The organism is Streptomyces sp. NPDC059816 (genome assembly GCF_042732055.1).
GTDB lineage: Bacteria > Actinomycetota > Actinomycetes > Streptomycetales > Streptomycetaceae > Streptomyces.
In genome coordinates, this window is the sequence record NZ_JBHWIQ010000046.1 from 19,715 (window position 1) to 37,793 (window position 18,079).

16 protein-coding genes and 1 riboswitch are annotated in these 18,079 nt (G+C 72.7%); of the genes, 10 read left to right on the forward strand and 6 right to left on the reverse strand.

Translation table 11 applies throughout. From position 1 onward, the window contains the following. Positions 1-59: 59 nt before the first annotated feature. The 8 genes from hpnE (at position 60) to ACFV88_RS34680 (ending at position 9,176) form a co-directional block, all read left to right on the forward strand. Positions 60-1,493 carry a hydroxysqualene dehydroxylase HpnE gene (hpnE, locus tag ACFV88_RS34645; protein WP_385496153.1) on the forward strand — a complete coding sequence of 478 codons (1,434 nt, stop codon included), beginning with the start codon at positions 60-62 and terminating at the stop codon, positions 1,491-1,493. After that, a complete protein-coding gene (locus ACFV88_RS34650; RefSeq protein ID WP_385496154.1) occupies positions 1,490-2,623 on the forward strand; it encodes a polyprenyl synthetase family protein in 1,134 nt (377 codons plus the stop codon). The genes hpnE and ACFV88_RS34650 overlap by 4 nt, the downstream gene beginning before the upstream one ends. A gap of 107 nt (positions 2,624-2,730) precedes the next feature. Beyond that, positions 2,731-4,872 carry a squalene--hopene cyclase gene (shc, locus tag ACFV88_RS34655; protein WP_385496155.1) on the forward strand — a complete coding sequence of 714 codons (2,142 nt, stop codon included), beginning with the start codon at positions 2,731-2,733 and terminating at the stop codon, positions 4,870-4,872. After that, positions 4,872-5,612 carry a 1-hydroxy-2-methyl-2-butenyl 4-diphosphate reductase gene (locus ACFV88_RS34660; protein WP_385496156.1) on the forward strand — a complete coding sequence of 247 codons (741 nt, stop codon included), beginning with the start codon at positions 4,872-4,874 and terminating at the stop codon, positions 5,610-5,612. Before shc ends, ACFV88_RS34660 begins: the two co-directional genes overlap by 1 nt. Positions 5,613-5,618: 6 nt before the next feature. Further along, on the forward strand, positions 5,619-6,641 hold the full coding sequence (gene hpnH, locus ACFV88_RS34665; protein ID WP_385496158.1) for an adenosyl-hopene transferase HpnH: 1,023 nt from the start codon (positions 5,619-5,621) through the stop codon (positions 6,639-6,641). Positions 6,642-6,821: 180 nt separating this feature from the next. Then, positions 6,822-8,207, forward strand: coding sequence for an aspartate aminotransferase family protein (locus tag ACFV88_RS34670; RefSeq protein ID WP_385496160.1), 1,386 nt, complete (start codon positions 6,822-6,824; stop codon positions 8,205-8,207). A gap of 118 nt (positions 8,208-8,325) precedes the next feature. Further along, positions 8,326-9,000: a helix-turn-helix domain-containing protein gene (locus tag ACFV88_RS34675; RefSeq protein ID WP_385496161.1), complete on the forward strand. Its 675-nt coding sequence runs from the start codon at positions 8,326-8,328 to the stop codon at positions 8,998-9,000. Next, positions 8,997-9,176, forward strand: coding sequence for a DUF6126 family protein (locus tag ACFV88_RS34680; protein WP_385496162.1), 180 nt, complete (start codon positions 8,997-8,999; stop codon positions 9,174-9,176). Before ACFV88_RS34675 ends, ACFV88_RS34680 begins: the two co-directional genes overlap by 4 nt. Before the next feature lie 92 nt (positions 9,177-9,268). On the opposite strand, the gene ACFV88_RS34685 is transcribed toward ACFV88_RS34680, so the two are convergent. Beyond that, positions 9,269-10,066 (reverse strand): tyrosine-protein phosphatase, encoded by a 798-nt coding sequence (locus ACFV88_RS34685; protein ID WP_385496163.1) that lies wholly within the window; start codon positions 10,064-10,066, stop codon positions 9,269-9,271. A gap of 466 nt (positions 10,067-10,532) precedes the next feature. Beyond that, a riboswitch (cyclic di-AMP (ydaO/yuaA leader) is annotated at positions 10,533-10,687 on the forward strand. A 4-nt stretch (positions 10,688-10,691) separates the two neighbouring features. Here ACFV88_RS34685 and ACFV88_RS34690 point away from each other — a divergent pair. After that, a complete protein-coding gene (locus tag ACFV88_RS34690) occupies positions 10,692-11,717 on the forward strand; it encodes a peptidoglycan DD-metalloendopeptidase family protein (protein ID WP_385496165.1) in 1,026 nt (341 codons plus the stop codon). 224 nt (positions 11,718-11,941) lie between these two features. Then, positions 11,942-12,733: an SGNH/GDSL hydrolase family protein gene (locus ACFV88_RS34695; protein ID WP_385496167.1), complete on the forward strand. Its 792-nt coding sequence runs from the start codon at positions 11,942-11,944 to the stop codon at positions 12,731-12,733. 43 nt (positions 12,734-12,776) lie between these two features. On the opposite strand, the gene ACFV88_RS34700 is transcribed toward ACFV88_RS34695, so the two are convergent. The 5 genes from ACFV88_RS34700 to ACFV88_RS34720 are packed head-to-tail and all read right to left on the reverse strand — an operon-like array spanning position 12,777 to position 17,978. Then, positions 12,777-13,631: an STM4011 family radical SAM protein gene (locus ACFV88_RS34700; protein ID WP_385496175.1), complete on the reverse strand. Its 855-nt coding sequence runs from the start codon at positions 13,629-13,631 to the stop codon at positions 12,777-12,779. A 5-nt stretch (positions 13,632-13,636) separates the two neighbouring features. Further along, complete coding sequence (locus ACFV88_RS34705; protein WP_385496168.1) at positions 13,637-15,019, reverse strand: STM4012 family radical SAM protein; 1,383 nt, start codon at positions 15,017-15,019, stop codon at positions 13,637-13,639. A gap of 19 nt (positions 15,020-15,038) precedes the next feature. Next, on the reverse strand, positions 15,039-15,848 hold the full coding sequence (locus ACFV88_RS34710; RefSeq protein WP_385496176.1) for an STM4013/SEN3800 family hydrolase: 810 nt from the start codon (positions 15,846-15,848) through the stop codon (positions 15,039-15,041). Between the two features lie 40 nt (positions 15,849-15,888). After that, on the reverse strand, positions 15,889-17,013 hold the full coding sequence (locus ACFV88_RS34715) for an STM4014 family protein (protein ID WP_385496170.1): 1,125 nt from the start codon (positions 17,011-17,013) through the stop codon (positions 15,889-15,891). A 2-nt stretch (positions 17,014-17,015) separates the two neighbouring features. Continuing rightward, positions 17,016-17,978 (reverse strand): STM4015 family protein, encoded by a 963-nt coding sequence (locus ACFV88_RS34720; RefSeq protein WP_385496171.1) that lies wholly within the window; start codon positions 17,976-17,978, stop codon positions 17,016-17,018. Positions 17,979-18,079: the final 101 nt, after the last annotated feature.

The window sequence follows — 18,079 nt, forward strand, 5'->3', positions numbered from 1 at the left end:
CCCAGGCCCGGGGCGTCCACCCGCCCGGGGCACCCGAACCGAGCACCCGGGGGACCCGCGTGAACGACACCGACCCGCGGTCCACCCACCCGGACCCGGACGGGGAACGCCCGGCCAGCGCCGTCGTCATCGGCGGCGGACTCGCCGGGGTCACCGCCGCACTCGCCCTCGCCGACGCCGGGGTCGGCGTCACCCTCCTGGAAGGGCGGCCCCGGCTGGGCGGCCTCGCCTTCTCCTTCCAGCGCGGCGACCTCACCGTCGACAACGGTCAGCACGTCTACCTGCGTTGCTGCACCGCCTACCGCTGGTTCCTCGACCGCATCGACGCGACCGCACTGGCCCCGCTCCAGGACCGGCTCACGGTCCCCGTCCTGGACGCCGCGGCCCGGGTACGGACCCGGTCGGGTGAGGGACCGAAGCTGGGCACCCTGCGCCGTGCGGCCCTGCCCGTACCGCTGCACCTGGCGCAGTCCCTCGCCACGTACCCGCACCTCTCCCCGGGCGAACGCCTCGGCGCCGCCCGGGCGGCGCTCGCCCTCCAGCGGCTCGACCCCGACGACCCCGCCCTGGACGACCAGGACTTCGGCAGCTGGCTCGCCCGGCACGGCCAGTCCGCACGCGCCGTCGAGGCGCTCTGGGACCTGGTGGGCGTGGCCACCCTCAACGCCGTGGCGGCGGACGTCTCCCTCGCCCTGGCCGCCAAGGTCTTCAAGACCGGACTGCTCCAGGACCCCGGCGCCGCCGACATCGGCTGGGCCGCCGTCCCCCTGGGCGAACTGCACGACACCCTCGCCCGCAAGGCCCTCGACACCGCCGGGGTCCGCACCGAACTGCGCACCCGGGTCTCGGGCATCTCCCGCACCCCGGAAGGCCGTTGGGCCGTGAAGGCACAGGGCGCCACCATCGAGGCGGACACCGTCGTGCTCGCCGTGCCGCAGCGCGAGACCCATGAACTGCTGCCCACCGGATCGCTCGACGCCCCGGAGCGGCTGCTCGCCCTCGGCACCTCGCCCATCCTCAACCTGCACGTCGTCTACGACCGCACGGTGCTGCGGCGCCCGTTCTTCGCCGCAGTGGGCTCGCCCGTGCAGTGGGTGTTCGACCGCACCGAAGCCTCCGGACTGGCCGACGGCCAGTACCTGGCGCTCTCCCAGTCCGCGGTCCACCACGAGATCGACGAACCGGTCGCCGCCCTGCGCGAGCGCTACCTCCCCGAACTCGAACGCCTGTTGCCCGCCACCCGGCGCGCTCAGGTGCGCGACTTCTTCGTCACCAGGGAGCGGACCGCCACCTTCGCGCCGGCGCCGGGCACCGGCGCCCTGCGGCCCACCGCGCGCACCCGGGCCCCCGGTCTGTTCCTGGCCGGAGCATGGACCGCCACCGGCTGGCCCGCCACGATGGAGGGGGCGGTGCGCAGCGGTGTCAGCGCCGCCGACGCGGCACTCGGCGTCCTCGGCCGGTCGCGCGCCCATCTCTTCCGGGAGGCGGCATGACACTCGATCTCCGCGGGGCGGGTTCCCGCACCCCCGGCACCACCGCAACTAGAGGAGAGACTGTGCCCACTGTGCCCCCGGGCGAACCGTCCGCCGAGGCCGTGGACGTGGCCGCATTGTTGGAGCGAGGCAGAACCCTGGCGACCCCCGAGCTGAAGGCCGCCGTGGACCGGCTCGCCTCGCCCATGGACACGGTCGCCGCCTACCACTTCGGTTGGATCGACGCCCACGGCAACCCCGCCGACGGCGACGGCGGCAAGGCGGTGCGCCCGGCGCTCGCCCTGCTGTCCGCGGAAGCGGCCGGAGCCCCGGCCGAGACCGGTGTGCCCGGTGCCGTCGCCGTGGAGCTGGTGCACAACTTCTCCCTGCTCCACGATGACCTGATGGACGGCGACGAACAGCGCCGACACCGTGACACGGTCTGGAAGGTCCACGGCCCCGCCCAGGCCATCCTGGTCGGCGACGCCCTGTTCGCGCTCGCCGGCGAGGTGCTGCTGGAGATCGGCACCGTCGAGGCCGGCCGCGCCACCCGACGCCTCACCAGCGCCACCCGCGCCCTCATCGACGGCCAGGCCCAGGACATCGCGTACGAACACCGCGAGCGGGTCACCGTGGCCGAGTGCCTGGAGATGGAGGGCAACAAGACCGGCGCCCTGCTGGCCTGCGCCTCGTCCATCGGCGCGGTGCTCGGCGGCGCCGACGACCGCACCGCCGACACCCTGGAGAAGTACGGCCACCACCTGGGGCTCGCCTTCCAGGCCGTCGACGACCTGCTCGGCATCTGGGGCGACCCCGAGGCCACCGGCAAGCAGACCTGGAGCGATCTGCGCCAGCGCAAGAAGTCCCTGCCGGTCGTCGCCGCCCTCGACGCCGGCGGCCCCGCCTCCGAGCAACTCGGCGAACTCCTCGCCGCCGACGCCAAGAGCAACGACTTCGACAGCTTCTCCGAGGAGGAGTTCGCCGCCCGCGCCGCGCTCATCGAGGAGGCCGGCGGCCGGGAGTGGACCGTCCAGGAGGCCCGCCGCCAGCACGCCATCGCCGTCGACGCCCTGAACTCCGTGGACATGCCCGACCCCGTCCGGGCGCGGTTCACCGCGCTCGCCGACTTCGTCGTCGTACGAAAGAGATGACCATCGACATCCGGAGCATATGACTCGCAGTCGCCGGCCGGTGCCCATCCAGCGCACCGGCCGACGGCGGACCCAGCAGAAGAGCCACTGCACTGTAAGGGGAAGCCATGACAGCGACGACCGACGGAAGCACCGGAGCGGTACCGCCCCGCGCTGCCTCGGCCACCGACGAACACTCCGACCCGACCCCCCGGGCGGTCGACGACCCCGTCGCCGTCCGGCGCGCGGCGCACCGCGCCACCGACCGTCTGCTCTCCCTCCAGGACCCCCAGGGCTGGTGGAAGGGCGACCTCGAAACGAACGTCACCATGGACGCCGAGGACCTCCTCCTGAGGCAGTTCCTCGGCATTCGCGACGAGGCCACCACCCGGGCCGCCGCCCTGTTCATCCGCGGTGAACAACGGGAGGACGGCACCTGGGCCACCTTCTACCAGGGCCCCAGTGACCTCTCGGCCACCATCGAGGCGTACGTCGCCCTCCGGCTCGCCGGGGACGCGCCCGACGCGCCGCACATGGCGCGGGCGGCCGACTGGATCAGGTCCCGCGGGGGGATCGCCGCGGCCCGGGTCTTCACCCGCATCTGGCTGGCCCTGTTCGGCTGGTGGAAGTGGGACGACCTGCCCGAGGTCCCGCCCGAGGTCATCTACGTCCCCCGGTGGTTCCCGCTCAACATCTACGACTTCGGCTGCTGGGCCCGGCAGACCATCGTGCCGCTCGCCATCGTGTCCGCGAAGCGCCCGGTGCGCCCCGCCCCCTTCCCGCTCGACGAACTCCACACCGACCCGGCCGACCCGTGCCCGTCCCGCCCCCTCGCCCCGGTGGCCTCCTGGGACGGGGTCTTCCAACGGCTCGACAAGGTGTTGCGCCTCTACCAGCGGGTCGCACCGGGGCCGTTGCGCGCCGCGGCCATGCGGTCGGCGGCCCGCTGGATCATCGAACGCCAGGAACAGGACGGCTGTTGGGGCGGCATCCAGCCGCCCGCGGTGTACTCGATCATCGCCCTGCACCTGCTCGGCTACGACCTGGACCACCCCGTGCTCCGCGCCGGACTCGATTCCCTCGACCGGTTCACGGTGTGGGGACCGGACGGTTCCCGGATGGTCGAGGCGTGCCAGTCACCCGTGTGGGACACCTGCCTCGCGACGATCGCGCTGGCCGACGCGGGCGTCCCGGCCGACCACCCCCAACTGGTCAGGGCCGCCGAGTGGATGCTCGGCGAACAGATCGACCGGCCCGGCGACTGGTCGGTGCGCAGACCCGAACTGGCCCCCGGCGGCTGGGCCTTCGAGTTCCACAACGACACCTATCCCGACATCGACGACACCGCCGAGGTCGTCCTCGCCCTGCGACGCGTGGCGCACCCCGAGACCGAGCGGCTGGAGGACTCCATCGCCCGCGGCGTCGCGTGGAGCCTCGGCATGCAGTCCCGCGACGGGGGGTGGGGCGCCTTCGACGTGGACAACACCAGCCCCTTCCCCAACCGGCTGCCCTTCTGCGACTTCGGCAAGGTGATCGATCCGCCGTCCGCCGACGTGACCGCGCACGTCGTGGAGATGCTGGCCGTCGAGGGACGCTCCGCGGACCCGGGCACCCGCCGCGGCATCGACTGGCTGCTCGCCGCCCAGGAGTCCGGCGGCGCCTGGTTCGGCCGCTGGGGCGTCAACTACGTCTACGGAACGGGATCGGTGGTGCCCGCCCTGGTCGCCGCCGGACTACCCCCCGCCCATCCGGCGATCCGGCGGGCCGTGGCCTGGCTGGAGTCCGTACAGAACGACGACGGGGGCTGGGGCGAGGACCTGCGTTCCTACCGGGACGCACCGGGCTGGGGCGGCCGGGGCGAGTCCACCGCCTCGCAGACCGCATGGGCGCTGCTGGCGCTGCTCGCCGCGGGGGAGCGGGACACCAAGGTCACCGAACGGGGTGTCGCCTGGCTGGTGGAGACCCAACAGGAGGACGGCTCCTGGGACGAACCCCACTTCACCGGCACCGGGTTCCCGTGGGACTTCTCCATCAACTACCACCTGTACCGACTGGTGTTCCCGCTGACGGCCCTGGGGAGGTTCCTGCACGGCGATCCGTTCGCGAACCTGCCCGGCGCCCCGCGGGCCGCCCGCACCGGTGACGCCCCGGAGGCCGGTGCGGGGCCCCCGCCGCGCCGCGCGCCGCGCCCGACCGTCGTACGGGCCGCCCGGTCGCTGGTGGCCGCCGCCGCCGGACGGATCGCCGAGCGGACCGGCAAGGGGGGCTGATGCGGCGCGCCCCGGCCGATCCGGCCGACCCCCCCGATCCCACGAGCCCGGCGGGTGGCGCCGGGGGGCCGCTCCTGGTCGCCTGCGCCCTCGGCATCGAACGGCTGGCCCTGAGCCTGGCGGACCGGTCGACGGCCGGGAACGTGACGGTGCTCCGCACGGGCATGGGGCCGCGCGCGGCGGCCTCGGCGGTGGGCCGTGCGCTGGGCCGTGCGGAGCTGCACGGTGCGTCCGTCCTGGCCACCGGCTTCTGCGCCGGGCTGGCCCCGGGCATGCGCCCCGGAGACCTGGTCGTCGCCGGGGAGACCCGGGACGAACTCGGCCAGGTCCCCTGCTCGGGCACCGCGCCGCTGACCGAGGCACTGGCCCGGGCCCTGCCGGGCCGGACCGTGCACACGGGGCCGCTCATCGGCTCCGACCACGTCGTCCGGGGCGCGGAGCGCTCCACCCTACGGTCCACCGGGGCGATCGCCGTGGACATGGAGTCGGCGGTGACCCTGCGCACCGCGGTGCGCACACCCGCCCCGGTCGGTCCCGTCGACACCCGGGGGCTCGTGGGCGGCGGCGAAGACCGATGGGTCCGCCCGGTTGCGGCCGTCCGGGTGGTCGTGGACGCTCCAGAACATGAACTGGTCCGCATCGGCACGCTGCGCGGTGGAATATCGGCTTTCCGTGTTCTCCGTGCCGTGTTCCCCGTCTTCTGTGAATGGCACCGCATCGTGACGCTCCCCCGGAGGTGAGCTGAAATGGCCATGCCGCTCCGTCAGTCCATCAAGGTCGCGACCTACCTGTTCGAACAGAAGCTCCGCAAGCGGGCCAAGTTCCCGCTGATCGTGGAGCTGGAACCGCTCTTCGCCTGCAACCTCAAGTGCGAGGGCTGCGGCAAGATCCAGCATCCGGCCGGGGTGCTCAAGCAGCGGATGCCGGTCGCGCAGGCCGTCGGTGCGGTCCTGGAGTCCGGGGCGCCGATGGTGTCCATCGCAGGCGGCGAACCCCTGATGCACCCCCAGATCCACGAGATCGTGCGCCAGTTGGTGGCCCGGAAGAAGTACGTCTTCCTCTGCACCAACGCCCTGCTGATGCGCAAGAAGATGGAGAAGTTCACGCCCTCCCCGTACTTCGCGTTCGCCGTGCACATCGACGGACTGCGCGAGCGGCACGACGAGTCGGTGGCCAAGGAGGGCGTCTTCGACGAAGCCGTGGAAGCCATCAAGGAGGCCAAGCGGCAGGGCTTCCGGGTCACCACCAACTCCACGTTCTTCAACACGGACACCCCCCAGACCATCATCGAGGTGCTCGACTTCCTCAATGACGACCTCCAGGTGGACGAGATGATGATCTCGCCCGCCTACGCCTACGAGAAGGCCCCCGACCAGGAGCACTTCCTCGGCGTCGACCAGACCCGCGAACTCTTCCGGAAGGCGTTCGCGGACGGCAACCGGCGCCGCTGGCGGCTCAACCACTCGCCGCTCTTCCTCGACTTCCTGGAGGGTCGGGTCGACTTCCCCTGCACGGCCTGGGCGATCCCCAACTACTCCCTGTTCGGCTGGCAGAAGCCCTGCTACCTGATGAGCGACGGCTACGTACCCACGTACCGGGAACTCGTGGAGGAGACCGACTGGGACGCCTACGGCCGGGGCAAGGACCCCCGCTGCGCCAACTGCATGGCGCACTGCGGCTACGAGCCCACCGCGGTCCTGGCGACCATGGGATCACTCAAGGAGAGCCTGCGGGCCGCCCGCGACACCGTTTCGGGCAACCGCGGCTGAGGACCCGGGGGCCGAGGTCCCGGACGGGGTGTCGACCCACGTCCCGTCGGGCGGCCCGGCCCCCGGGCCGCCCGTTCCCACCCGCCGGCGGGACACCGCCGGCCTACCAGCTTCGAAGACGGCCGCCCGGAGCACGGGCCGCAGCGGGGGCACGGCCGGGCCGGGACACCGGAAGGACCCATGACGGACGCATTCGACCTCGGCGCGCTGCTCGCCGAACGCGGCGGCGAGCGGTACGCCCTGCACACCCGCCATCTGAACCACCAACTCCCGCGCATGCTGCGCACCATCGGCTTCGACAAGGTGTACGAAAGGGCCGAGGGCGCGCACTTCTGGGACGCGGACGGCAACGACTACCTCGACATGCTCGCCGGTTTCGGCGTGATGGGCCTCGGTCGCCACCACCCCGTGGTCCGCAAGGCGCTGCACGACGTGCTGGACGCCTCGCTCGCGGACCTCACCCGCTTCGACTGCCAGCCGCTCCCGGGCCTGCTCGCCGAACGGCTGCTCTCCCACAGCCCCCACCTGGAACGGGTGTTCTTCGGCAACAGCGGCACCGAGGCGGTCGAGACCGCGCTCAAGTTCGCCCGCTACGCCACCGGGCGGCCCCGGGTCCTGTACTGCGCGCACGCCTTCCACGGGCTGACCACCGGGGCCCTCTCCGTCAACGGCGAGTCCGGGTTCCGCGCCGGCTTCGCCCCCTTGCTGCCCGACACGGCCGTGCCGCTCGGCGACCTGGACGCCCTCGCCCGGGAGCTGGCGCGCGGCGACGTGGCGGCGCTCATCGTGGAGCCGATCCAGGGCAAGGGCGTCCATGCGACGCCGCCCGGCTATCTGCGGGGGGCCCAGGAGCTGCTGCGGGCGCACCGGGCGCTGCTCATCGCCGACGAGGTGCAGACCGGGCTGGGTCGGACCGGGGACTTCTACGCGTACCAGCACGAGGAGGGCGTGGAACCGGACCTGGTCTGTGTGGCGAAGGCGCTGTCGGGCGGCTACGTCCCGGTCGGGGCGACCCTCGGCCGGGACTGGATCTTCAAGAAGGTGTACTCCGCCATGGACCGGGTGCTGGTCCACTCGGCGAGCTTCGGTTCGAACGCGCAGGCAATGGCGGCGGGCCTGGCGGTGCTGTCGGTGCTGGAGTCGGACCGGCTGGTCGAGCACGCCCGGGTCACCGGGGACCTGCTCCGTTCCCGGCTCGCCGCACTCGTGGACCGCTACGAGCTGCTGAGCGAGGTGCGCGGCCGTGGACTGATGATCGGGATCGAGTTCGGGCGGCCCCGCTCGCTGAAGCTGCGCAGCGGCTGGGCCATGCTCCAGGCGGCCCGCAGGGGCCTCTTCGCACAGATGGTGGTCGTGCCGCTGCTCCAGCGGCACCGCATCCTCACCCAGGTCTCCGGCGACCATCTGGAGGTCATCAAACTGATCCCGCCGCTGGTCGTGGACGAGGCGGACGTCGATCGTTTCGTCACGGCCTTCACCGCGGTGATGGACGACGCACACAGCGGGGGTGGGCTGATGTGGGACTTCGGGAGGACACTGGTCAGACAGGCCGTCGCGAACCGCTGACGCGGCCCGGGCGGGGGAGGCGCGGCCCGGCCGGGCGTCGTGCGGTTCTTGACCTTCGACTTTTACCTCCCAGGCAAGAGATTTGCCCGGGAGGCATTTTTCTGGCTCAATCGATGACATGAACCCCTCCGAGTCGACTCCCCACGAGGAGCCGCAGCCCACCGCCGGGTCCCCCGACCCGGCCGGTGGCCCCGGTGGCGAGCTGCCCGTCGTGGCCCCCCGACTGCGGGAGCGCCGGCGGGGCGCCGGACTGACGCTGGAGGCCGCGGCCGCCTCGGCCGGGCTGTCCCCGGCCCATCTGTCCCGACTGGAGACCGGCCGTCGGCAGCCCTCGCTGCCCATGCTGCTGTCGCTCGCCCGTGTCTACGGGACCACCGTCTCCGAACTGCTCGGCGAGACCGTCGCCGACCGGGAGGCGATCGTCGAGTCCGCCACCATGGAACCCACCCGCGCCGGCGGCTGGACCTACTGGCAGGCCGGCGCCCCCGGCCGGGGCATGCAGGCCCTGCGCGTCCGAGTGCCGTACGGCACCCAGGGCGACATCGTGCGGGTGCACCCCGGCGAGGAGTGGCTGTACGTCCTGTCCGGACGGCTGCGGCTGCGACTCGGGGACAGCACCCATGTGCTCGCGCCCGGCGACAGCGCGCACTTCGACTCGCTGACCCCGCACCGGATCGGCGCCGCCGACGAGGACGGGACCGACCTCCTCTTCGTGCACACCTTGTTGCAGAGCCCGACCGCCGCGCTGTGCCTAGGCCCGACGGACGTCCACACCCCGGGAGACTTCCGATGACCGAGCCCCTTCCCCCCACCGACCCGGCGGCGCCCCCGGCGGTCGAGCCGGTCCGGCGCCCGCGCATCGAGGACAAGATGCCGCCGAGCATCTGGATCCGACTGCTCATCTACGTCGCGGTCGGCCACCTCGTCGCCGCCTTCATCTGGCTGCTGTTCGAGGTCGGAGCCAAGTGAGCTGATCCGCCCCGGGTCCGGTACCCCGGTGCTGGACGCGCCGGGCTCCCGGTGCCCGCGCCCCGCGGTGCACCGGGAGCCCGGCGTTGACGTCAGTCGAGCAGACGGGACCGGAGGCGGTCGCGCAGGTCCGGCGTGAGCCCGATGGCCCGAGCGAGGTAGGCGTCCGTGCCGCCCCAACATCGATCGATGCTGTCGAAGGCCGCCGCCAGGTACTCCGAGCGGGCGTCGAACAGCGGGCTCAGCAGCTCCATCACCTCCGGCGCGTACCCGTCGACCGCGTCCGCGCTGCGCTGCACCCGGTACCGGCGGTGCGCGGCGTTGGACTTCAGGTAGTCCTCCTCGATCGCGTCCCGTTCGACGCCGAGTGCGAGCAGGGTGACGGCGATGGACAGGCCCGCCCGGTCCTTGCCCGCCGCACAGTGCATGAGCGCCGGCACGCTGTCCTGCGCGACCGCCCGCAGCACCCGTGCGTGCTCCGCGGTCCGCTCCTCGATCAGCACGCGGTACGACGTGACCATCTGCTCGACCGCCCGCCCCCCGGCCAGGAGGTCACGGAGCTGGGCCAGGTCGCCCCGGCGCACCATCCGCCAGAACTCCGCGCCGTCGGCCGGGTCGCTCAGCGGCAGGTTGACGTTGCGCACGCCGGGCAGTTCCACGTCATGGCCGTCGAGCCCGCGGTCGGCGTCGTTGCGGAAGTCGAAGATCGTGTGCAGCCCCAGCCCGGTCAGGTACCGACGGTCCTCGTCGGTCGCGTGGGCGAGGTGGCCGCTGCGGAACAGCACCCCGTGTCGGACCCGCCTGCCGTCCGCGGTCGGCAGACCACCCAGATCACGGAAGTTGCGCACGCCGGTCAGTTCGGGCTCGGTGGACGGGATCTGCTGCGTCACGGGGGCTCCTCCCAATCCCCCGCCGGCGCCGTCCGTCGGCGGGGCGCTTCAGACGATACGACATCACTTGCTCGGACAATCACCCTGCACGAGGGCTTTTGTTGGTGATCCCGAGTCATGTCATGCATGAGGGAATCCACCAGTGAAAGGGTGATTTGCGCCTTTGGTCGGATTGAGTGGCTTTGATGTAACTGGCCATGAAATAAGGCGCCCCAGGGGCATGCGTCGTGACCGGGATCATAGTCGTCACAGTGGGTGGTGATCACCGGTTCGCCGGCTGCCCGCCCCGGCCCGGGAATTGGCATCCGGTCACCCTGCCGCCATCGACGCAGGGTGACCGGAACGGACGGCGAGGATCAAGAAACCGCAGGCCGCTGACGGGTGCTCGGTTGTCCGGGCCGTTGCCGCTCGCTTAGCGTCACGCTCACTCCGGGCGGACGCCTAGTCCTGCCGCCGCTCGGTAGCCCCATCTCACCACCCGACATCGGCAGGAGCGGGGAACCCACACGCAGTACGCCGCATCCGGGCGACCGGACCGGCTCGGGGTGAAGCCGCGCGAGCGCGGCCGGGCAGCTCCAGCCCGAACCCGACAGCTCACCTCGTAGGCGCCGGAGAGGAACGCACCATGCCCGCGACGGGAAAGCACCGCCGCCCCAAGTCCGCCCGGCTCGTCCGGACGATCGCCATCACCGGAACCGGCGGCGCGGCAGCCCTTGCCCTGCCGCTGATCGGCGCCACCCAGGCCCAGGCCGCGACCCAGTCCGCCCCCGGGCTCGCCCCCGTGACCTCGGTCGCCGTGGCGGCCCAGGCCGCCCCCGAGGCGCCCGCGCAGCAGCGCGCCGAGCTCACGACCTACTCCGTCAAGGTCGGCGACCACCTGTCGAAGATCGCTGACGACCAGGACCTGCGCGGCGGTTGGCAGCGGCTGTACCAGGACAACCGGACCGCCGTCGGATCGAACCCCGATCTGATCACCCCCGGCCTCAAGCTCACCCTCGGCGGCAAGGCCGCAGCCACGGCCACCGCGCCGAAGCCGGCAGCTCCGAAGCCCGCTGCTCCCCGGGCCGCCGAACCGAAGGCCGCCGAACCGAAGGCAGCTGAGCCGAAGGCCGCCGCTCCCGAGGCGACCGGGCCCAAGGCCGTGCAGCCCGAGCAGGCGGCCCCCGCGGCCCCCGCCGCCCCGAAGCCCGCCGCCCCGAAGGCCGTGCCCGTCGCGGCCCAGGCGCCGGCCGCCACCGCGAGCGCCGGCGGCTACACGCTGCCGGTCGCGAGTGGTGTGGGCACGCCGTACCGCGCCTCCGGCAGCATGTGGTCCAGCGGTTACCACACCGGCGTCGACTTCAGCGTCCCCTCCGGTACCCCGCTCAAGGCCGTCGGTCCCGGCACCGTCGTCTCCGCCGGTTGGGCGGGCGCCTACGGCAACCAGGTCGTCATCCAGCTCGCCGACGGCAAGTACGCCCAGTACGCCCACCTCTCGCAGCTCGGGGTCTCCGCCGGCCAGTCCGTCTCGGGCGGCCAGCAGATCGGCACCGCGGGCTCCACCGGCAACAGCACCGGACCGCACCTGCACTTCGAGATCCGCACCTCCCCGGCCTACGGCTCCGACATCGACCCGCTGTCCTACCTGCGGTCGAAGGGCGTCGCGATCTGACCCCCGCGGCCACCGGCCGCACCAGCCCACGCGGGGCCGTATCGGCGGATACGGCCCCGCGTCGCATGTCGGCAGCGGTGCCGAGCGGTGCCGAGCGGTGCGGGGGAACCGCTATTCCCGACTCGACGAAATGAGTCGCATGGCTTTTATCACGTGCCGTCAAGCCCCAATGGCGCATTATTACGGTGGCGTAGGTCACGTGGGGAGGTGAAAAATGGGCCGACGTGACAGCAGAGTCGACATTCCTCGCCCTTGACGACATCCGGTCCTACGCAGCCGTCGGCGACAGCTTCACGGAAGGTGTCGGAGACCCCGGCCCCGACGGTACGTTCGTGGGATGGGCCGACCGGCTGGCCGTCCTCCTCGGCGACCGGCTACCCGAGCCCACCTTCCGCTACGCCAACCTCGCCGTCCGCGGCAGACTCCTCGATCAGATCGTCGAGGAGCAGATCCCCCGGGCCCGGCAACTCGCGCCCGACCTGGTGACCTTCAGCGCGGGCGGCAACGACATCATCCGACCGGGCACCGACCCCGACGAGGTGGCCGAGCGGTTCGAACGGGCCGTCGCCGATCTGGCCTCGTCCGTCGGCACGGTCATGGTCACCACCGGCTTCGACACCCGCGGCGTCCCCCTCCTCAAGCACCTGCGCGGCAAGATCGCCACCTACAACGGCCACGTACGGGCCATCGCCGACCGCTACGACTGCCCCGTCCTCGACCTGTGGTCCCTGAAGAGCGTCCAGGACCGGCGCGCCTGGGACGAGGACCGGTTGCACCTCTCACCCGAGGGCCACACCCGGGTCGCCCTGCGCGCCGGGCAGGTCCTTCGGGTCGGGGTCCCCGCCGACCCCGACCAGCCCTGGCCCCCGCTGCCGCCCCGCGGCACCCTCGAAGTACGGCGCGACGACATCCACTGGGCCCGCGAGTACCTGGTGCCCTGGATCGGGCGGCGACTGCGCGGGGAGTCGTCCGGCGACCACGTCGCGGCCAAGCGCCCCGACCTGCTGCCGCTCTGAGCGGCAGCCGCTCCGCCCGGTGACGCGGGGCCCGGCCCTCGGATCACCGGGGACCGGGACCCGCGGGTATCCGCTCCAGCACCCCGCCGGCGAACACGTCGTACAGGGGCAGCGTCTCCAGGTGGACGTACCCGATGTGGCAGTCGCACCGGGCCAGCGGGCAGGCCCGCGGGGCCAGCGCGGCACGGTAGGAACCGTCGTACAGATTGCCCAGCTCCGCCGGGACGAAATGACAGCGCCGGACCGTGCCGTCACCGTCGACCGACACCACCGACGACCCCGTCCGGCAGGGCAGGCCCCCGCTGCGGTGCGGATGACGGCTGTACGGGAACAGCGGGTCCAGCGCCGTCCACCGGTCGGCCTCCTCGTCGGTGTAGGCGTGCCCCTCCGCGGCGTTCACCCACAGGTACACCCGCTCCGGCAACTCATCGCGCAATCGGCGGGCGTGCGCCAGGTGTTCGGGCAGCCCCACGATCCCCACACTGAACCGCACTCCGCGATCCGCCAGCCCGCGGCACTTGGTGACGAACCGTTCGTAGGGCGTCTGCCCGGGGTGGTACGTGCACCACAGGGCGAGCGTGTCGAGGTCCGCCCCGTCGAGCCAGTCGGTGCGGCAGCTCAGGTTCGTCTGGATCGCGACCCGTTCGACGTGCTCCCGGTGCGACAGCTCCACCAGCGCCCGCCGGTACCAGGACCGCACCAGGCCCTCGCCCCACGGGGTGAACAGCACCGACAGCCGCCCGTCCGGATAGGCGTCCGCCCACTGCGTGAACCGTTCCAGCGCGGCCCGGTCCGCCCGCAACTGCTCCCGGCTGTCCCGCCGCTTCGCGAACGGGCAGTACGGACAGTCGTAGTCGCAGGAGGCCAGCGGGCCCCGGTACAACACCGTGAGGTCCACCGCGTTCACCGCGCCTCGTAAGCGGCCATCGCGGCCCGCACCGCGGGCGAGAACAACTCGGGCCCCAACGCGTCGGAGTGCGCCAGCCCCCGGGCCGACAGCCGCAGCACCCCGGCCGGGGCCGATCCGTCGAGCCAGCCCCGTGCGGCGAACCGCGCCAGCTCGTCGGGGAAGTCGTCCTCGGGGTCCGTACCGAACCGCGCCCGGTAGGACTCCTGCTCCATGCCCCGCGCCTGGAGCAGCGATTGGAGGAGGTGCCGGCGCCGGGCTTCGTCGCCCCCGGTCGCACCCTCCACGTACCGGCCGTGCACCGCCCGGCCGAAGTCCTCCGTCGCCGTGTACGCGTCGATGATGGAGCGGACCTGGCGCGCGTCGACCGCGTAGTCGAAGGAGTAGTGCAGCGACGAGGTGTACGAACGTGCCCCGCAGCCCAGGCCGATCATGCCGTCCGTCTGACAGGCGTGGTCCTCGGGCCCCTCGGCCGGCGCGTCCGCGCGTCGGAACATCCGCATCGACCGCTGTACGTACCCATGGGCGAGGAGGTGGTCCCGGCCCACCCGGTACAGCCGCAACCGCTGTGCGTCCCAGGCCCGCTCCGCGACGTCCACCCGGGCGCGCAGCGCGGTGAGGTCCCGGACGTACAACGGGTACAGGTACAGCTCCTCCGGTCGCCAGGCCAGGGCGGCGTCCAGCGAACGGAGCCAGGACTCCTCGGTCTGTCCCTCGATCCCGTAGATCAGATCGATGTTCAGGACGGGTATCGCGGCCTCGCGTATCCGTCCGAGCGCGGCTTCCACGTCCGCCCGACGCTGCGGACGCACCGCCGCCCGCGCCTCCTCGGGCACGAAGCTCTGCACCCCCAGGCTGAGCCTGGTGGTGCCCCGCTCGGCCAGCACCGCGAGCCGATCGGCGGTGGCCGTCGACGGCGACGCCTCCACCGACAGCGGGACCGCCCGCAGGTCCGCGCCCATGCGCAGCTCGGCTATGTCGAACAACCGGGTCAGTTCCCCGGCCGTGAGGAACGTGGGCGTGCCGCCGCCGAACGCCGCCGTCGCGAACCGCACGGGGCCGTCCCCGTCGAGCGCCTCCCGCACCGCGACGGCCTGGCGCTCCAGCGCGTCCAGGTACCGCCGCGACAACTCGTCCGGCGCACCGATCCGGGTGAACAGGTTGCAGAACCCGCAGCGGACCTCGCAGAACGGGATGTGCAGGTACAGCGAGAGCGCGTCCTTGGGCTCGCCGCGCCACAGCTGTGCGAGCCGCGGACCGGGAGCGGGCAGCGGTCGGTACGCGGTCTTGTGCGGATAGGCGTAGACGTAGTGCTGGTAGGGGCGCGGCGGCGCGGACTCCGGCGCCGTCACGACGTCGGTCGGGAAGGTGGTGCTCATCACGGTGCCTCGGTCCGGTTCAGGGCGTCGGGGTCGACAGGAAGAAGTGGGCGTAGGGGACGGTCCACACCACGTCGTGGCCCAGCCGGTGACCGGTGTAGCCGTCGTCCCCGTAGGCCGTGCCGTGGTCCGAGCACACGATCGCGAAGCACCGGCGGCGGCTGCTCATCGCGGTGAACAGGCGTCCCACGTGCCGGTCGACGTACTCCAGGGCGGCGGCGTGCGTCCGGCGGCTGTCGCCGTCCGCCCGGGTCGTGCCCGGCAGGTGGAACCAGTTGGGCTGGTGCAGGGCCGACACGTTGACGAACAGGAACAGCCGCTGCTCGGCGGGGAGCCGGGCCACGATGCGTTCCGCCCGGGCCACCTGCGCCTCGAAGGACGTCGGCGACGCGACGCCGAACGCGGGTTCCCAGTGGCTCTCCTGGAACATGCCGGGCAGGACGTCCCCGAGGGCGCCCTGCTTGTTGAAGAACCCCACACCGCCCAGGCACACCGTCCGGTAGCCGGCCCCCGCGAGCCCTGACACCAGGTCCGGGGTGTCGTAGACGAACGTGCGCCGCTCGGTGGTCTCGCTGCCCGCGAACCTGGCCGCGAACAGCCGGGGGTGCGGGCCCGGCGCGGCCGGAGTGGGCAGGAACCCCGCGAACATCGCCTGGTGCGAGGCGTAGGTGAAGCTGCCCGGCGCGTGCCGCTCCTCCCACCGGCCGTTCGGGAGGTACCGGGCCAGGTTCGGTATCCGGCCCGCGGCGGCGAGTTCGACGGCCACGTCGTAACGCAAGGTGTCCAGAGTGACGAGGAGCAGGTCGTCCCGCCCGACGACCTCGTTCATGTCGGGGGCCTCGGGCCGCTGTACGGGGGCTTCCACCGTCTCAGGCCGTCGCACGGTCGTCCTCCGATCCCCGGCCCCGGAGCGTCTCCGCCACCTGTGCCGCATAGGTGTCCAGCCCTTCGAAGCCGCTTCCCGGTAGTCCCGTCAGGCCCGGCAGCAGATCGCCGAAGGCATTGACCTCGGCCACCGCGAACCGACGCCAGCCGATGCCCGGCAGGAGGTCCACCCCCACGCACCGGGTGCCCGGGAAACAGGCGGCGGCCCGCTCGCAGATCTCCAGGGCGCCGGCCCAACTGCCCCCCGCCCGCTCCACGGCGGCCCGCACCCGGTCCAGATCGCCCCGGGCGCCCCCGAGGTGCAGGTTCGTCATCGGTGATGTGCTGGTCCGCACCACGGCGTGCGACGCGCGCCCCCCGACCACCACGACCCGCAGGTCCGCCACCCGACCGTCGAGCGACGCCTTGGGCAGCCATTGCTCGACGTGCAGACCGTCCGGGGCGAGCGCGTCGACCAGGGCGCCTACGGCCCGCTCCGACCCGTACCGCCGCACCCGCAGCGAGTTGAACAGGCCGTGCGGGGTGCCCTCGACGGAGGTGGTGGCCCGGACCCGGCCGGGCCCGGCGCGCTCCACGGCGAGCACCCCCGAGGCGGACGAACCGTGCGCGAGCTTCACGAACACCCGCGGCAGCCCGTCCTGCATCAGCTCCCGCAGATCGTCCCACCCCCGCACCGCGACCCGGCCCCCCGAGGTCGGGGACTGCGGGACCGGGACGCCCGCACCGGCCAGCCGCTCGTGGCACCGCCGCTTGTCGAACAGCACCGCGAGGTCGTCCGGGTCGTCCAGCAGCCGGCACCCCGCGGCGCGCGCCGTCTCCGCAACCTCCCGGACCGCTCCCGTGAACCGTGCGTACCAAAGGGCCGAGCCCTCCACGCGCGCGGGATCGTCGGTGTCGCGCAGGATCCGTTCCACCTCGGCGTTCTCGCCGGGGGAGTCGATCCGGACGGTTTCGCCGGGGCGGAACCCGTCGCTGCCGTGCAGCACGTCCAACCAGGGAAGCACCCGCGCGCCGGGCAGCCCGGCGGCCCGCACGGCGTCCAGGAAGTACGTGGTGCGGCGGTTGTCGGGGTTCCCGACGACCACGAAACGGGGAGGCTCGGCGCGCATGGTTACTCCGACACCGCCACGTACCGCCAGACGCCGCCGTCTTCCTCGTCGTCCTCCTCCTCGGCGTCGTCCGCGTCCACGTCCAGCGCCACCCCGGCGGGCTCCAGCTCCTGCCGCAGCCGCTCCCGCAGTTCGTCACTGAGGTAGTTGTGGGACAGGTCGAGCGAGGCGAGGTGGGTGAGCGGCTGCCCGGCCAGCAGGGCCGCCGCGCCCTCGTCGGTGAGGACGCCCATCGACAGGTCGAGGTCCCGCAGTTGCGCCACGACCGGCGCGGTGGCCGTGGCCGCGGCGATCTCGTTCTGGATCTCGCTGTTGCACAGGGCGAGCCGCCGCAGTGCGGGCAGTCGCGCACCCGCCAGGATCGGGGCGACGTCCGCCGCCTCGCAGTCGCCCCCGTACTCCGACGTGCCCAGCCACAGGTCCAGTTCCTCCAGCGCCGGGAAGTCGCTGGCGGCGACCCCCTGCACGACCTCCCGGGGCAGCCCGCCCGTCTCGATCGTCAGGGTCACCAGCGCCTCGTGCCGCACCGGCGGGAACGCCAGGCTGCTGCCGCCGCGCACGGTGAAGTCCCGGAGCCGGGGGAACGCGTCGAGCAGCTCCGTCACGGTGCCCTGGGTGATCCAGGAGATCTCGCACTCCTCACCCGTTATCTCCCCCAGGAACAGCGAACGCAGCGCGCCCAGTTCCTCCCGCGCCCCCACCAGGGCGTCGATGACCCCCTGGGGGCTCGTCTCGTACGGCTCCTCCCAGGCGCCCACGATCAGCGAGGTCACCCGCTTCAGCTCCACGGCTGCGCGGAACCGCTCGAACGCCTCCGCCCACTTCTCCTCGTTGTTGTACGACGCGACGGAGATCCGCCAGGTCACGGCCCCGGCGTCGGGCAGCTCGGGCGGGACCTCCTCGCCGTGGCGGGGGAATTCGAAGACCGGCAGGCCGAAGTGCGTTTCCTGATGGGACGAGATCATGCCGCTGCTCCTGGATGGGTTCCTGGCACCGTTCCGATGAGCTCGGCCCGATGTGCCTGAAGTTGTACCAAGTTCCACTGACATCCGGGTGCGAGGGGGGG

What these genes read in the sequence shown, in the direction of transcription:
- ACFV88_RS34715 (WP_385496170.1), bottom strand. Translation starts at nt 17,013, where the DNA reads ATGCGCGCCGAGCCTCCCCGTTTCGTGGTCGTCGGGAACCCCGACAAC.
- hpnH (WP_385496158.1), top strand. Translation starts at nt 5,619, where the DNA reads ATGGCCATGCCGCTCCGTCAGTCCATCAAGGTCGCGACCTACCTGTTC.
- ACFV88_RS34675 (WP_385496161.1), top strand. Translation starts at nt 8,326, where the DNA reads ATGAACCCCTCCGAGTCGACTCCCCACGAGGAGCCGCAGCCCACCGCC.
- ACFV88_RS34690 (WP_385496165.1), top strand. Translation starts at nt 10,692, where the DNA reads ATGCCCGCGACGGGAAAGCACCGCCGCCCCAAGTCCGCCCGGCTCGTC.
- ACFV88_RS34720 (WP_385496171.1), bottom strand. Translation starts at nt 17,978, where the DNA reads ATGATCTCGTCCCATCAGGAAACGCACTTCGGCCTGCCGGTCTTCGAA.
- ACFV88_RS34705 (WP_385496168.1), bottom strand. Translation starts at nt 15,019, where the DNA reads ATGAGCACCACCTTCCCGACCGACGTCGTGACGGCGCCGGAGTCCGCG.
- ACFV88_RS34670 (WP_385496160.1), top strand. Translation starts at nt 6,822, where the DNA reads ATGACGGACGCATTCGACCTCGGCGCGCTGCTCGCCGAACGCGGCGGC.
- ACFV88_RS34660 (WP_385496156.1), top strand. Translation starts at nt 4,872, where the DNA reads ATGCGGCGCGCCCCGGCCGATCCGGCCGACCCCCCCGATCCCACGAGC.
- ACFV88_RS34710 (WP_385496176.1), bottom strand. Translation starts at nt 15,848, where the DNA reads ATGAACGAGGTCGTCGGGCGGGACGACCTGCTCCTCGTCACTCTGGAC.
- ACFV88_RS34680 (WP_385496162.1), top strand. Translation starts at nt 8,997, where the DNA reads ATGACCGAGCCCCTTCCCCCCACCGACCCGGCGGCGCCCCCGGCGGTC.
- ACFV88_RS34650 (WP_385496154.1), top strand. Translation starts at nt 1,490, where the DNA reads ATGACACTCGATCTCCGCGGGGCGGGTTCCCGCACCCCCGGCACCACC.
- shc (WP_385496155.1), top strand. Translation starts at nt 2,731, where the DNA reads ATGACAGCGACGACCGACGGAAGCACCGGAGCGGTACCGCCCCGCGCT.